Here is a 13754-nt window from a genome sequence, read left to right as displayed (position 1 = left end):
TCGAGTTACGTGTCGCCGAACCAACGAGGCAGTGATGCCTCGCGATCCGCCGACTGATGCCGAATGGGACGGTCCGTAGCGCCGACCCGAACCCTAACGCTGAAGTTTAGGGTTACCAGTGTGTCTGTTCCCTGGAGTCTTCTGAACAGGACACTAAGTCGACAAGTGGCGCACGTTCAACGAACACGCCGAACCTCCCGTTTTTCTTTTCACCCTATGTGATCAGCCGTAGCAGTGCCCAACCAGGGTGCTGGCCTGCGCTGATGTGCGTCAACTCCCTGCTGACGCAGGGGCGGTGGGGACGCTGACGTCGAAGTGCCGCGCATCGGGAGCGGCTTTCATGAGAGCGGCGAGCGTACGGGCCTTCGCGGCACCTTTCTCGCTGCTCCCCCAGGCGACGGTACGGCCGCCCTCCAACTCCAGCGAGATGTCGTCGTACGAACGCACCTTGACGGAACGGGTCGCGTGCGCGACGGCGACCGGAATGTCACCCGCCACGCGCACCGCTTCCCGCACGAGCCGGGCCTGGCCGAAGCGGCGCAGGCTCGCGGCGCGGGAGTCCCGCGGGGAGAGCGTCAATTCCAGTGCCGGGACGCCTTTCGGTGCCTCAGGAACCGTGGCGAATCGGACGCCTTCGTCGTCCACTTCGACGAAGTTTCCGCCCTTTTGGACAAGCAGAACCGGAGTACGCTCGGTCACTTTCAGCCCGATTCCGTCGGGCCAGGAACGAGCGACATCAACTGAGTCAATTCGGGGCAATTTACGGAGCAGTCGCGCCTCAATCGCATCGGTGTCGACGGAAATCAGCGGCGATCCGACCGGGACGTCGGCGGCCTCGCGGACCTGCTCCGGGGTCAGCACCTTGGTGCCCGAGACCGACACGCTTTCGACGCGCAGCCACTGGGAGCCGTACAACAGCCAGACGGTGCCCGCGGAAAGGAGCACAGGCGCCACGGCAAGAATGATGATCGTACGAAGCCGACGCACCCTCAACCGCCGCGCGGGGGGCGGGCCGGACGACTCCTGCTGGCGTTCACCGCGCTCGGCGGTCGTCGATCCGGCCACGCCCACTCCCTTTTCCTGGCTACTGGCGTCGGTGGGAGGCGATCGCCTCGTACACCATGCCGACGAGCAGTTCGTCGGCGTCCCGGCGGCCGAACTCGGCGGCGGCGCGGGACATCTCGTACAGCCGGTGCGGGTCGGCGAGCACGGGCAGGACGTTGGCCCGGACCCAGTCCGGCGTCAGTTCCGCGTCGTCGACCAGCAGTCCGCCGCCGGCCTTGACCACCGGCTGGGCGTTCAGCCGCTGTTCTCCGTTGCCGATGGGCAGCGGGACGTAGGCGGCCGGGAGTCCGACGGCGGAGAGTTCGGCGACGGTCATCGCGCCCGCGCGGCACAGCATCATGTCGGCCGCGGCGTACGCGAGGTCCATCCGGTCCAGGTAACTTACCGGGATGTAGGGGGGCATTCCCGGCATCTGTTGTACGTGTGGCAGTTCGTTCTTCGGGCCGACCGCGTGCAGGATCTGGATACCGGCCTGCTGGAGCCAGGGTGCGACCTGCTGGACGACCTCGTTGAGGCGCCGGGCGCCCTGCGAGCCGCCGGAGACCAGCAGGGTCGGCAGGTTCGGGTCGAGGCCGAACATGTGCCGGGCCTCGGGGCGGGCGGCGGCCCGGTCCAGGGTGGCGATGGTGTGGCGCAGCGGGATGCCGATGTAACGGGAGTTGCGCAGCTTGCTGTCCGGCGTGGCGACGGCGACCTGGGCGGCGTACCGGGAGCCGATCTTGTTGGCGAGGCCGGGGCGGGCGTTGGCCTCGTGGATCACGATCGGCACACCGAGCCGCTTGGCGGCGAGGTAGGCGGGCAGCGCGACATAGCCGCCGAAGCCGACGACGGCGTCGGCCTTGGTGCGCTCCAGGATCTGCTCGGTGGCCTTGATCGTGCCGCGCAGCCGGCCCGGCACGGTGATCAGCTCAGGGGTGGGCTTACGGGGCAGTGGGACGGCCGGGATCAGCGCGAGTTCGTAGCCGCGCTGTGGGACGAGTTTGGTCTCCAGCCCCCGTTCCGTCCCCAGAGCCGTGATCCCCACGCTCGGGTCCTGCCTGCGCAGGGCGTCCGCGAGGGCGAGCGCGGGCTCGATGTGGCCGGCGGTCCCCCCACCGGCGAGTACGACATGCACCGAAATTCACCGCTCTCCGGACGAGCGCGCCGAGGGGGCGCGCCGTCGCATCGTGTTCCATCTCCGAGGCGCCCGTGCCGGCACGGCGCCTCCCGCCCGCTTTCTACCAAAGCGGGGTTGCCGCATCGAAAGCGCCGCCCGCGCGGCGGGGTCGTCACGCGCGAACGCGATCAGCAGCCCGACGGCGAACATGGTCGGCAGCAGGGCGGACCCTCCGTAGGAGAACAGCGGGAGCGGGACGCCGGCGATCGGCAGCAGACCGAGCACCGCACCGATGTTGATCACAGCCTGAGCGGTGATCCAGGTGGTCACGCCTCCCGCGGCATACCTCACGAAGGGGTCCTCCGTGCGTCCGGCCACGCGGATACCCGCATAGCCTAGAGCCGCGAAGAGGGCGAGTACCGACAGCGTCCCCGCGAGGCCCAGTTCCTCACCGGTGACGGCGAAGATGAAGTCCGTGTGGGCTTCGGGGAGTTGGCCCCATTTCTCCACACTCGCACCGAGCCCGGAGCCAAAGATTCCGCCGGAGGCCAGGGCGTAGATGCCGTGCACGGCCTGCCAGCAGTCGGCGGCGCCGGACTTGGGCTCGGTGGCGCCGATGCAGGCGAGCCGGGCCATGCGGTTGGGGCTGGTCTTGATGAGGACGAACCCGATGAACGCGGCGACCGACAGCACCCCGACGAACAGCCGGGTCGGCGCCCCCGCGAGCCACAGCAGGCCGAACAGGATCGCCGTCAGGATGATCGCCGTACCCATGTCGCCGCCGAGCATGATCAGCCCGAGCAGCAGGAAGGCGACCGGGACGAGCGGCACCAGCATGTGCTTCCACTGGGTCAGCAGCTTCTTGTCCTGCTTGCGGGCGAGCAGGTCGGCCGCCCACAGCACGAGCGCCAGCTTGCCGAACTCGCTGGGCTGGATCTGGAAGGAGCCGCCGAGCGAGATCCAGTTCTGGTTGCCGTTGACCGACATCCCTATCCCCGGCACCTGCACCAGGGCCATCAGGAAGACCGCGCCCGCCAGGATCGGATAGGCGAGCGCCCGGTGCAGTTTGACCGGCATCCGGGAGGCGATCAGCAGCAGTACGGTGCCGATGACGGCGGCCAGGAACTGTTTGCGGAAGAAGAAGGATCCCGGCAAGGACATCTGCAGAGCCGTGATCTGGGAGGCCGAGTAGACCATCACCAGACCGAGCACGGTGATCAGCAGACTGCCGCCGAGGATCAGGTAGTAGGCGGTCAGTGGCCGGTCCCAGGCCTTGCGCGCGCGCGTGTAGAGCCGTTGTACGGGGTTCTCGCGCGAGGGCCGGGAGACGGCGGGGCGTCGGGACGCCCGCTGCACGGGCGGCCTGCCGGTACGGCTACTGGACATCAACGCCTCCGCTACGTCGGTCAGGAGCCGAGTTCGCGAACCGCCTCCGCGAACGCGTCACCGCGCTTGTTGTAGTTGGCGAACATGTCCATCGAAGCGCAGGCCGGGGCCAGCAGCACCGTGTCACCTGCGACGGCGAGGCGCGAAGCCTCCTGGACAGCCGCGAGCATCGCCCCAGTGTCGGTCCGGTCGAGGTCCACCACGGGTACTTCCGGGGCGTGTCGCGCGAGGGCTTCACGGATCAGGGCACGGTCCTGGCCGATCAGCACGACACCGCGAAGTCGCTTTGCCGACTTGGCGACCAGCTCGTCGAAGGTCGCGCCCTTGGCGAGTCCGCCCGCGATCCACACGATCGACTCGTAGGCCGCCAACGAGGCTTCCGCCGCGTGGGTGTTGGTGGCCTTGGAGTCGTCGACGTACGCGACCGCGTCCACGTCGGCCACGTGGGCGATGCGGTGGGCGTCCGGGGTGAAGTCCCGGAGCCCGTCCCGTACGGCCCTGGCGGGCACCCCGAATGCGCGTGCGAGGGCCGCCGCCGCAAGGGCGTTGGCGATGTTGTGCGGGGCGGGCGGATTGACGTCGGAGATCTCCGCGAGTTCCTGGGCGTTCTTGTGCCGGTCCTCGACGAAGGCGCGGTCGACCAGAATGCCCTCGACGACCCCGAGTTGGGACGGTCCGGGGGTGCCGAGGGTGAAGCCGACGGCCCGGCAGCCCTCCTCGACGTCCGCCTCGCGCACCAGGTCCTCGGTGGCCTTGTCGGCGACGTTGTAGACGCAGGCGACCCGATTGCCCTCGTAGATGCGGCCCTTGTCGGCGGCGTACGCCTCCATGGAGCCGTGCCAGTCGAGGTGGTCCGGCGCCAGGTTCAGCACGGCGGCGGAGTGGGCGCGCAGGGAGGGCGCCCAGTGGAGCTGATAGCTCGACAACTCCACGGCCAGGACGTCGTACTGCTCGTCGCCGAGCACCGCGTCCAGCAGGGAGACGCCGATGTTGCCGACGGCGGCGGTGCGCAGTCCCGCGGCCTTCAGGATCGACGCCAGCATCTGGGTGGTGGTCGTCTTGCCGTTGGTGCCGGTGATGGCGAGCCAGGGAGCCGCGTCGGGGCCCCTGAGCCGCCAGGCGAGTTCGACATCGCCCCAGATCTCCAGGCCGGCCTCACGGGCCGCCGCGAACAGCGGCTTGTCCGGCTTCCAGCCGGGCGCGGTGACGACGAGTTCGGTGCCTTCGGGCAGGGTCGCACCGTCACCGAGGCGCACGGTGATGCCGAGCGCCTCCAACTCGGCGGCCTGCTCACGCGCGCGTGCGTCGTCGCCGTCGTTGACGACCGTGACGTTCGCCCCGCGCGCGTGCAGCACCTTGGCCGCCGGGATGCCGGAGACACCGAGTCCGGCGACGGTGACGTGCTTGCCCTGCCAGTCCAAAGGCTCCGAGGAGGTCACTTTTCTGCTGCCCATCCCGCGTAGAAGAGACCCAGGCCGACGATCACACAGATGCCCTGGATGATCCAGAAACGGACCACGATGAGGACTTCGGACCAGCCCTTGAGTTCGAAGTGGTGCTGGAGCGGTGCCATCCGGAAGACCCGCTTGCCCGTCATCCGGAAGGAGCCGACCTGGATGACGACCGACATGGTGATGAGGACGAACAGGCCGCCCATGATGGCGACCAGGAGCTCCGTGCGGGACAGGATCGCCAGGCCCGTGAGGACACCGCCGAGGGCGAGCGAACCGGTGTCGCCCATGAAGATCTTGGCCGGCGAGGTGTTCCACCACAGGAAGCCGAGGCAGGCGCCCATCAGCGCGGAGGCGATCACCGCGAGGTCGAGCGGATCGCGCACCTCGTAACAGGCGTTCGGGTTGGTCAGGCTGCCCGCGTTGGCGCAGGACTCCTGGAACTGCCAGACGCCGATGAACGTGTAGGCACCGAAGACGAGGACCGAGGCGCCGGTGGCGAGGCCGTCCAGACCGTCGGTGAGGTTCACGCCGTTCGACATCGCGAGGATCATGAACAGCGCCCAGACCACGAACAGGATCGGGCCGATCTTCCAGCCGAAGTCGGTGATGAACGACAGCCTCGTGGAGGCCGGGGTGTTGCCGCGGGCGTCCGGGAACATCAGCGCGAGCACGGCGAAGCTGATGCCGACGATCAGCTGGCCGGCCATCTTCGCCTTGGCCCGGAGGCCCAGCGAACGCCTCTTGACGATCTTGATGTAGTCGTCGAGGAAACCGACCAGGCCCATGCCGCACATCAGGCCGAGCACCAGCAGGCCCGAGTAGGTCGGGGGGTAGCCGGTGATGACCTTGGACAGGAAGTAGGCGGCGACGGTCGCGAAGATGAAGGCGATACCGCCCATCGTCGGCGTACCGCGCTTGCTGCCGTGCGAGCGCGGGCCGTCGTCCCGGATGTACTGGCCGTAACCCTTGCGCGCGAGCAGCTTGATCAGCAGCGGGGTGCCGAGCAGGGTCAGAAAGAGGCCGATGACTCCTGAGAACAGGATCTGCTTCATCATCGGGCGGCAACCTCACCCTCGGCGTCGAGCAGCGCCTGGGCGACGCTCTCCAGGCCGACCGAACGGGACGCCTTCACGAGGACGACGTCTCCCGGGCGCAATTCACTGCGCAACAGGTCGATCGCCGCCTGTGCGTCGGACACGTGCACCGACTCCTCACCCCACGAACCCTCGTTATATGCGCCCAGTTGCAGCCAGGACGCTTCCCTGCCCCCGACCGCGACGAGCTTGCCGACATTGAGCCGGACGGCGAGCCGTCCGACCGCGTCGTGCTCGGCGAGCGCCTCGTCCCCGAGCTCGGCCATCTTGCCGAGCACCGCCCAGGTCCGCCGCCCCTTGCCCATCGCCGCGAGCGCGCGCAAGGCCGCTCGCATGGACTCGGGGTTCGCGTTGTAGGCGTCGTTGACGATGGTCACGCCGTCCGGGCGCTCGGTGACCTCCATACGCCAGCGGGAGAGGGAGCCCGCCTCGGAGAGCGCGGTGGCGATCTCACTTGCGGACATGCCCAGCTCATGGGCGACGGCGGCCGCGGCGAGCGCGTTCGACACGTGGTGCTCACCGTACAGGCGCATGGTCACTTCGCTTGCACCGGAGGGTGTGTGAAGCATGAAGGCAGGCTGTCCGCTGTCCGTGAGTCGTACGTTCTCGGCTCGAACGTCCGCTTCGCCGGACTCTCCGAAAAGGATCACCTTCGCCTTCGTACGGGATGCCATGGCCCGTACGAGAGGATCGTCGGCGTTGAGAATCGCGGCGCCGCCGTCCTGTGCCGACGGCAGGGCTTCCACGAGTTCGCCCTTGGCCTGCGCGATCTGCTCGCGGCCGCCGAACTCCCCGATGTGCGCGGAGCCGACATTGAGGACCAGTCCGACCTGCGGGGGCGTCAGATCCGTGAGATAGCTGATGTGGCCGATGCCGCGGGCGCCCATCTCCAGCACGAGGAACCTGGTCTCCTCGGTGGCGGTGAGGGCGGTGAGCGGCAGGCCGATCTCGTTGTTGAGCGAGCCCGGCGTGAACACCGTCGGCGCCTTGCGCTGGAGCACCTGGGCGATCAGGTCCTTGGTGCTGGTCTTGCCGGCGGAGCCGGTGAGGGCGACGAGGGTCGCGCCGAGCCGACGTACGACATGACGCGCGAGGGCGCCGAGGGCCGTCTGGACGTCCTCGACGACGATCGCGGGCACGCCGACGGGGCGCTGGGCCAGCACGGCCACCGCGCCGGCCCGGACGGCTTGTTCGGCGTAGTCGTGGCCGTCGACGCGCTCCCCCACGAAGGCGGCGAACAGACTGCCGTCCTTCACCTGCCGGGAGTCGATGACGACGGGCCCGTTCACCAGCACCGACGGATCCGGTATGTCGTGCGTCTGCCCGCCGACGACTGAGGCGGTCTCGGCGAGAGAGAGGGCGATCACAAGTTCATCCCTGGGTCTTCTGGATGGCTTCTCGAAGCACCTGGCGGTCGTCGAAGGGACGGACCACCCCGGCGATGTCCTGGCCCTGCTCGTGGCCCTTCCCGGCGACCAGTACGGTGTCGCCCGGCCGCGCGCGGGCGACGGCTGCGGTGATCGCGGCGGCCCGGTCCTCGAAGACCTGGACCTCGCCGCGCTCGTGTACTGGCACGGACGCCGCACCCTCGAGCATGGTTGCGAGGATCGCGAGGGGGTCCTCGGAGCGGGGGTTGTCGGAGGTCAGTACGGCGGTGTCGGCGAGGCGGGCCACGGCGGCGCCCATCGGACCGCGCTTGGTCCTGTCGCGGTCGCCTCCACAGCCCAGCACGACGTGCAGCCGGCCCTCGGTGACCTTGCGGAGTGCCTTGAGCACCGACTCGACGGCGTCCGTCTTGTGGGCGTAGTCCACGACCGCGAGGTAGGGCTGTCCGGCGTCCACGCGCTCCAGCCGGCCCGGCACGCCCGGCACGGCGGCGACGCCGTCGGCGGCGGTCTGCGGGTCGAGGCCCGCGGCGGCCAGGGCGACGATCGCGGCGAGGGTGTTCGCCACGTTGAACGGCCCCGGCAGCGGCGACCTGGCGGTGATCCGTTCGTCCTTGGGGCCGATCACGGTGAACGTGGAGTCCATCGGGCCGACCTCGACGTCCGCGGCGCGCCAGTCGGCGTCCGGGTGGCCCTCTGCGGAGAAGGTGACGACCGGGACCGTGGCCTCCTTGACGAGCCGGCGTCCGTACTCGTCGTCGAGGTTGACCACGCCGAGACGGCTGCGTTTCGGCGTGAACAGCTGTGCCTTGGCCTGGAAGTAGTCCTCCATGCCGGAGTGGAACTCCATGTGCTCCGGGCTGAGGTTGGTGAAGACGCCGATGTCGAAGACACAGCCGTCGACCCGGCCGAGGACCAGCGCGTGGCTGGAGACCTCCATGGCGACCGCCTCGACCCCGCGTTCACGCATGACCGCGAACAGGGCCTGGAGGTCGGTGGCTTCGGGCGTGGTGCGCTCCGACTTGATGCGTTCGTCGCCGATGCGCATCTCGACGGTGCCGATCAGCCCGGTGGACCTGACGCCCTTGAGACCGCCCTCGACGAGGTACGCCGTGGTGGTCTTGCCGGAGGTGCCGGTAATGCCGATCTGGAGCAGGTCCCGGCCGGGGTGACCGTAGATCGTGGCCGCCAGTTCGCCCATGCGCGCGCGTGGGTCCTCGACGACCAGCACCGGGAGCCCGGTCGCGGAGGCGCGCTCGGCGCCTGCCGGGTCGGTCAGCACCGCGACCGCGCCGAGGCCGACGGCCTGGGTGACGAAGTCGGCGCCGTGCAGGCGGGCCCCCGGGAGGGCGGCGTACAGGTCGCCGGGGCGGACGGCACGCGAGTCATGGGTGATGCCCGTGACCTGCGCGGCGTTCCCCGGCTGCTCGGCACCCAGCTGGTCGGCGAGCTCCGCGAGGGGTGTTGCGGAGACCCGGACCGGCCGGGGCGGTCCGGGATATGTCACGGGTGCGCCCTTCTGGGTGGTTTGGGACTGATCAGCGTCTGGCACGGCGGTGAGCGTACCGGGCACACCCGCCTTGGAGCGAAGTGAGGGGCGGGGGGCGCCCTGGTTCCCGGAATCGGAGGTGATCGTCGTCACGAGGTGGTTCCTGGTGGCCTTTCCGAGCGCTGATGAGGTGCTGAGGTGGTGCTGATCAGGGTGTGTAGGTGACGGGCAGTTTCGGGGCCTTCGCCCCTGTGGGCGGGACCTGCAGGGTCTTCAGGGCGAACTCCATGACCTGCTTGTAGACGGGTCCGCAGATCTGGCCGCCGAAGTAACTGCCGCTGGTGGCGTTCTGGATGGCGCAGTAGACGGTGATCCGGGGCTTGTCGGCGGGCGCGAAGCCGGCGAACGACGAGGTGTAACCCTTGTACTTGCCGGTGGCCGGATCCACGCGGTTGGCCGTGCCCGTCTTGCCCGCCACCCGGTAGCCGGGGATGCGCGCCTTGGTGCCGGTGCCCTCCTCGTCGTCCACGACCGACTCCAGCATCCGGGCCAGCGTCTTGGCCGTCTTGGCGCTGACGACCCTTGTTTCCTTGGGCTTCGCGGCGGGTGTGAAGCGTCCGTCGGGTCCCTTCGTGCCGCGCACGAGGGTGGGTTCGACGCGGACACCGCCGTTGGCGATCGTCGAATAGACGGACGCGGCCTGCATCGCGTTGAGGGACACACCCTGGCCGAAAGGAATCGTGTACTGCTGCGAGGTCGACCAGTCCGCGGGCTTGGCGAGGATGCCCGGGGTCTCGCCGGGGAAGTCGAGCCCGGAGTAGCGGCCGAGGCCGAATTTGTGCAGGTAGGAGTAGAGGACCTGGTTGGCCTGCGCCTGGGTCTTGCCGAGTTGGCCGGTCGCCAGGATGGTGCCGATGTTGCTGGACTTGGCGAGCACGCCGTTGAGCGTGAGGTACCAGGTCTCGTGGTCGATGTCGTCCTTGAAGAGCCGGTCACCGCGGTGCAGCCGGTTGGGCACGATCACATGTGTGAGCGGGGTGGCGACCCCCTGTTCCAGTACGGCGGCCATGGACATGACCTTGGCGGTGGAACCGGGCTCGTAGGCGTCCTGGAGGGCCGCGTTGCCCATGTTCACCGAGCTCGCCTTGGACAGGTCGTTCGGGTCGAAGCCGGGCGAGTTGGCCATGGCGAGAACCTGGCCGGTCTGCGTGTCCTGCACTATCACGTACCCGCGGTCCGCCTTGGACTCCTTCACCTGCTCGGTGATGGCCTGCTGGGCGGCCCACTGGATGTCACGGTCGATGGTGAGCTCGACGTCGCTGCCGGGCACCGCGGGGGTCTCGGTGGAGCCCACGGTGGGCACCTGACGGCCACCGGACTGGGCGTAGCGGATCTTGCCGTCCTTGCCGGCCAGCAGGGAGTTCAGCTGCTGCTCGACACCGCCGCCGCCCTTGCCGTCGGCGTTGACCCAGCCCAGTATCCCGGCGGCGAGGTCGCCGTTCGGGTACACGCGCTTGGTGGTCGGCACGGACAGGACGCCCGCGAGGACGTTGGCCGTGCCCGGGTCGGTCCCGCTCTTGGTGGCGAGCGCGGACTTCAGGTCCTTGATCTGCTTCCAGACCTGCGGGGTCTGGCGGTTGGCGAGCAGGGCGTAGCGGAGTTTCCTGTCCTTGGGCCGCAGCTTCTTGACGATCGTCTCCTGGTCCTGCCCCAGGATCGGGGCGAGCAGCGCGGCGGCCTGCTCGGGGCCGTCGTCGATCTTCAGCTCCGCGCGGGTGAACAGCGTGGGGTCGGCCGTGATGTCGTACGCGTCCTCGCTGGTCGCGAGGGCCACCCCGTCGCGGTCGGTGATCCCGCCGCGCTCGGCGGCCAGCGTGTAGCCGACGTAGCGGTTCTGCTCGGCCTTGGCGGCGTACGTGCTCGCGTCGACGGCCTGCACCTGGAGCAGTCGTACGACGAAGGCGGCCAGCACCAGGGTCAGCGCGAGGCCGACCAGGCGCAGCCGGGGGCGCGGACTGCCCAGGCGGATGGTCTTGGGGGCCGCAGGACGGGGCGCCGCAGGGCGGCGGGCCGGGCGGGCTCCGGGGCCCGGGCGCGGTCGGCCGACGGGGCGGGCGGAGCGCGCGGGGCGCGCGGGTCCGGGCACGCGGCGGCGCGGCGGTTGCCTGCCGAAATCGTCGGACACTTCCGTCACCTGCCGGGGGTCGGGGTCGTGGGGGGCGGGACGACCGAGGGCACGGCCTCGGGCGCTGGTACGACGGTCTCCGTCGGGGTGGAGCCGGCCGTCGGCGTCGGGACGGTCGCGCTGTCGATCACCTCGGGGGCGAGGACGAGCGGCATCTGAAAGGAGGCCTGTTCGGCGTCGGAGGCGGGGGACGGGACGCCCTTGACGGTGCCGTCGGGGTCGAGGAAGGCCGGGTCTCCGCCGGGCACCATGCCGAGTTCACGGGCGCGGCGCACCAGGGCCTCGGGCGCGGAGTAGGCGTCGATGTCCCGTTGGAGACCTTGTTGCTCGTCGGTGAGGCTCTTCGTCTCCTTCTGGAGGTCGGTGAGCTTGAACGACCCCTCACTGAGCGCGGAGTTCAGCACCAGCAGCCCGATGAGGCCGCCGCCGAGGAGAAGGACCACGAGGAGCACGAAAGGGGTGCGGGCCGCCTGTCCGGAGCCCGTCGGGCCGGGGAACAGGCGCGCGAGACGGGCCGCCCTCCCCCTCAGTTCGGGTTTCCTACTCACTCACCCTCCAGTGAGTCCGGTTTCCCCACTCACTTACGCGGCTCACGCGCCTCACGCACTTCACTCGATGGACTCCCTGATTCGCTCGGCGCCCCTGCATCGGGCCGGTGCGGCCCGCCGGTTCTCGGCGATCTCTTCCTCGGTGGGAAGTTCGGCACCGCGCGTGAGCAGCTTGAGCCGGGGCTGGTACTGCTCGGGAACGACGGGCAGTCCGGGCGGGGCGGTGGTGGCGGCGCCGGCCGCGAAGACCTGCTTGACCAGCCGGTCCTCCAGCGAGTGGTACGACAGCACGGCGATCCGGCCGCCCACGGCCAGCGACTTCACCGCGGCCGGGATCGCCCGCTCCAGGACGGAGAGTTCGCCGTTGACCTCGATCCGCAGGGCCTGGAAGGTGCGCTTGGCCGGGTTGCCGCCGGTGCGCTTGGCGGCCTGCGGCAGGGAGTCCCTGATCAGCTCGACGAGCCGGGCGCTGTGGGAGAAGGGCTCCTTCTCCCGCTCGCGCACGATCGCGGACACGATCCGCTTGGCCTGCTTCTCCTCGCCGTACGCCCTGAGGATCCGGACGAGTTCACCCGGCGGATAGGTGTTGAGGACCTCGGCGGCGCTCATGCCGGTCGTCTGGTCCATGCGCATGTCGAGAGGGGCGTCCTGGGCGTAGGCGAAGCCCCGGTCGGCCTCGTCGAGTTGCATGGAGGAGACACCGAGGTCGAAGAGAACACCCTGCACGCGCGCGATGCCGAGCCTGTCGAGGACGTCGGGGAGCTCGTCGTAGACCGCGTGGACGAGGGTGGCACGCTCACCGAAGGGCGCGAGCCGCTCGCCGGACAGGCGCAGGGCCTCCTTGTCGCGGTCGAGGGCGACGAGCCGGGCCTCGGGGAACCGCTGGAGCAGTGCCTCGCTGTGGCCGCCGAGGCCGAGTGTGCAGTCGACGACCACCGCTCCGGGCCGCTCGAGGGCCGGGGCCAACAGGTCCAGGCACCGCTGGAGCATCACCGGGACGTGTCGACTCTGACTCAAGGGGCCCTCTCAGGTCCGGCGCGGGGTACGCACCGCCGGGTCCCCGCCCTCCCTCCCCTTCGCCGGGACACCCGGTGAAAGGGGAGGCCTGCCGGCGCCGGAAGCGTCAGCCGACCGGGAGCGGGAGGAGGCCGAGCCGTACGTACGCGCCGCGCACGTGGGGAGATCTCCGGAAAATCGCCGGGGTCTCCGGGGAAAGTCCAGCAGGGAGGCCTCGCCTCCCGCTTCGCGTCACTTTAGTCCACGGCCTCTCGCGGTCAATCAACCGGCCTGCGCGTCGCGCCCGGGTGCGGACTCGATGCCATGAAAGGGCGGAAAACACCCGTTCGGATGCCCCCGAGACCTTGTGGGGTACCTCACACCGAGCGCGTGATGACGCTCTTTTTCCCTTCTCACGGCAGGACCGGAACGGCGGTGACCAGTACCGTCATGGTTATGACGACTTCCGCATCCGTTCCCACCGAAGGCGCCATATCCCCCGGCGGCCGTGTGACCGATCGCCTGGTCGAGGCCAACGAGCGATACGCCGCCGCGTTCACCGACCCCGGTATGGACGCCCGGCCGGTCCTGCACGTTGCCGTCGTGGCCTGCATGGACGCCCGACTCGACCTGCACGCCGCGCTCGGCCTGGAGCTCGGCGACTGCCACACCATCCGCAACGCGGGCGGCGTGGTCACCGACGACGTGATCCGCTCCCTCACCATCAGCCAGCACAAGCTCGGCACCCGCAGCATCGTCCTGATCCACCACACCGGCTGCGGCCTGGAGGCGATCACCGAGGACTTCCGCACCGAGCTGGAGATGGAGGTGGGCCAGCGTCCCGCGTGGGCGGTGGAGGCCTTCCGGGACGTCGACCAGGACGTACGGCAGTCCATGCAGCGGGTGCGCACCTCGCCGTTCCTGGTGCACACCGACGACGTGCGGGGGTTCGTTTTCGACGTGAAGACGGGTCTGCTGCGGGAGATCGACCCCGCGTAACCGGCTGCTTCAGCTGTCGTTTCGCTGTTGATTTCGGCCCTCAGGGTGCCCAAAACG

At 69.6% G+C, this 13754-nt stretch carries 11 protein-coding genes; 1 reads left to right on the top strand and 10 read right to left on the bottom strand.

Features of this window, described 5'->3' with window-relative positions:
* Positions 1-270: 270 nt before the first annotated feature.
* The 10 genes from AQJ46_RS14865 to rsmH form a co-directional block, all read right to left on the bottom strand.
* Positions 271-1065, bottom strand: a complete 795-nt coding sequence (locus tag AQJ46_RS14865; RefSeq protein ID WP_059206346.1) for a cell division protein FtsQ/DivIB — start codon at positions 1063-1065, stop codon at positions 271-273.
* Between the two features lie 19 nt (positions 1066-1084).
* A complete protein-coding gene (gene murG / locus AQJ46_RS14860; protein ID WP_057618508.1) occupies positions 1085-2179 on the bottom strand; it encodes an undecaprenyldiphospho-muramoylpentapeptide beta-N-acetylglucosaminyltransferase in 1095 nt (364 codons plus the stop codon).
* A gap of 6 nt (positions 2180-2185) precedes the next feature.
* Positions 2186-3547: a putative lipid II flippase FtsW gene (gene ftsW, locus AQJ46_RS14855; protein ID WP_057618509.1), complete on the bottom strand. Its 1362-nt coding sequence runs from the start codon at positions 3545-3547 to the stop codon at positions 2186-2188.
* A 20-nt stretch (positions 3548-3567) separates the two neighbouring features.
* On the bottom strand, positions 3568-5001 hold the full coding sequence (murD, locus tag AQJ46_RS14850) for a UDP-N-acetylmuramoyl-L-alanine--D-glutamate ligase (protein ID WP_225887333.1): 1434 nt from the start codon (positions 4999-5001) through the stop codon (positions 3568-3570).
* Positions 4983-6056 carry a phospho-N-acetylmuramoyl-pentapeptide-transferase gene (gene mraY, locus AQJ46_RS14845; protein WP_059206038.1) on the bottom strand — a complete coding sequence of 358 codons (1074 nt, stop codon included), beginning with the start codon at positions 6054-6056 and terminating at the stop codon, positions 4983-4985. Before mraY ends, murD begins: the two co-directional genes overlap by 19 nt.
* The gene (locus tag AQJ46_RS14840; RefSeq protein ID WP_059206037.1) at positions 6053-7462 is read right to left on the bottom strand and encodes a UDP-N-acetylmuramoyl-tripeptide--D-alanyl-D-alanine ligase; all 1410 of its coding nucleotides are present in this window, start codon (positions 7460-7462) and stop codon (positions 6053-6055) included. Before AQJ46_RS14840 ends, mraY begins: the two co-directional genes overlap by 4 nt.
* A 4-nt stretch (positions 7463-7466) precedes the next feature.
* On the bottom strand, positions 7467-8987 hold the full coding sequence (locus AQJ46_RS14835) for a UDP-N-acetylmuramoyl-L-alanyl-D-glutamate--2,6-diaminopimelate ligase (RefSeq protein WP_057618624.1): 1521 nt from the start codon (positions 8985-8987) through the stop codon (positions 7467-7469).
* Positions 8988-9177: 190 nt separating this feature from the next.
* Positions 9178-11154, bottom strand: a complete 1977-nt coding sequence (locus tag AQJ46_RS14830) for a peptidoglycan D,D-transpeptidase FtsI family protein (RefSeq protein WP_079072274.1) — start codon at positions 11152-11154, stop codon at positions 9178-9180.
* A gap of 5 nt (positions 11155-11159) precedes the next feature.
* The gene (locus tag AQJ46_RS14825; RefSeq protein WP_057618513.1) at positions 11160-11702 is read right to left on the bottom strand and encodes a hypothetical protein; all 543 of its coding nucleotides are present in this window, start codon (positions 11700-11702) and stop codon (positions 11160-11162) included.
* A gap of 60 nt (positions 11703-11762) precedes the next feature.
* Positions 11763-12719: a 16S rRNA (cytosine(1402)-N(4))-methyltransferase RsmH gene (gene rsmH / locus AQJ46_RS14820; protein ID WP_079072272.1), complete on the bottom strand. Its 957-nt coding sequence runs from the start codon at positions 12717-12719 to the stop codon at positions 11763-11765.
* Between the two features lie 372 nt (positions 12720-13091).
* Between rsmH and AQJ46_RS14815 the strand changes: the two genes are divergently transcribed.
* Positions 13092-13697, top strand: coding sequence for a beta-class carbonic anhydrase (locus tag AQJ46_RS14815; protein WP_079072271.1), 606 nt, complete (start codon positions 13092-13094; stop codon positions 13695-13697).
* Positions 13698-13754 lie beyond the last annotated feature (57 nt).

Origin of the sequence: Streptomyces canus (genome assembly GCF_001514145.1) — a bacterium.
GTDB lineage: Bacteria > Actinomycetota > Actinomycetes > Streptomycetales > Streptomycetaceae > Streptomyces > Streptomyces canus.
Note: the sequence above shows the minus strand (reverse complement) of the source record. Positions and strands in the feature narration are given on the sequence as shown.

Coding starts and splice junctions, on each gene's coding strand:
- ftsW (WP_057618509.1), bottom strand. CDS start 3,547: ATGTCCAGTAGCCGTACCGGCAGGCCGCCCGTGCAGCGGGCGTCCCGA.
- murD (WP_225887333.1), bottom strand. CDS start 5,001: ATGGGCAGCAGAAAAGTGACCTCCTCGGAGCCTTTGGACTGGCAGGGC.
- mraY (WP_059206038.1), bottom strand. CDS start 6,056: ATGATGAAGCAGATCCTGTTCTCAGGAGTCATCGGCCTCTTTCTGACC.
- AQJ46_RS14815 (WP_079072271.1), top strand. CDS start 13,092: ATGACGCTCTTTTTCCCTTCTCACGGCAGGACCGGAACGGCGGTGACC.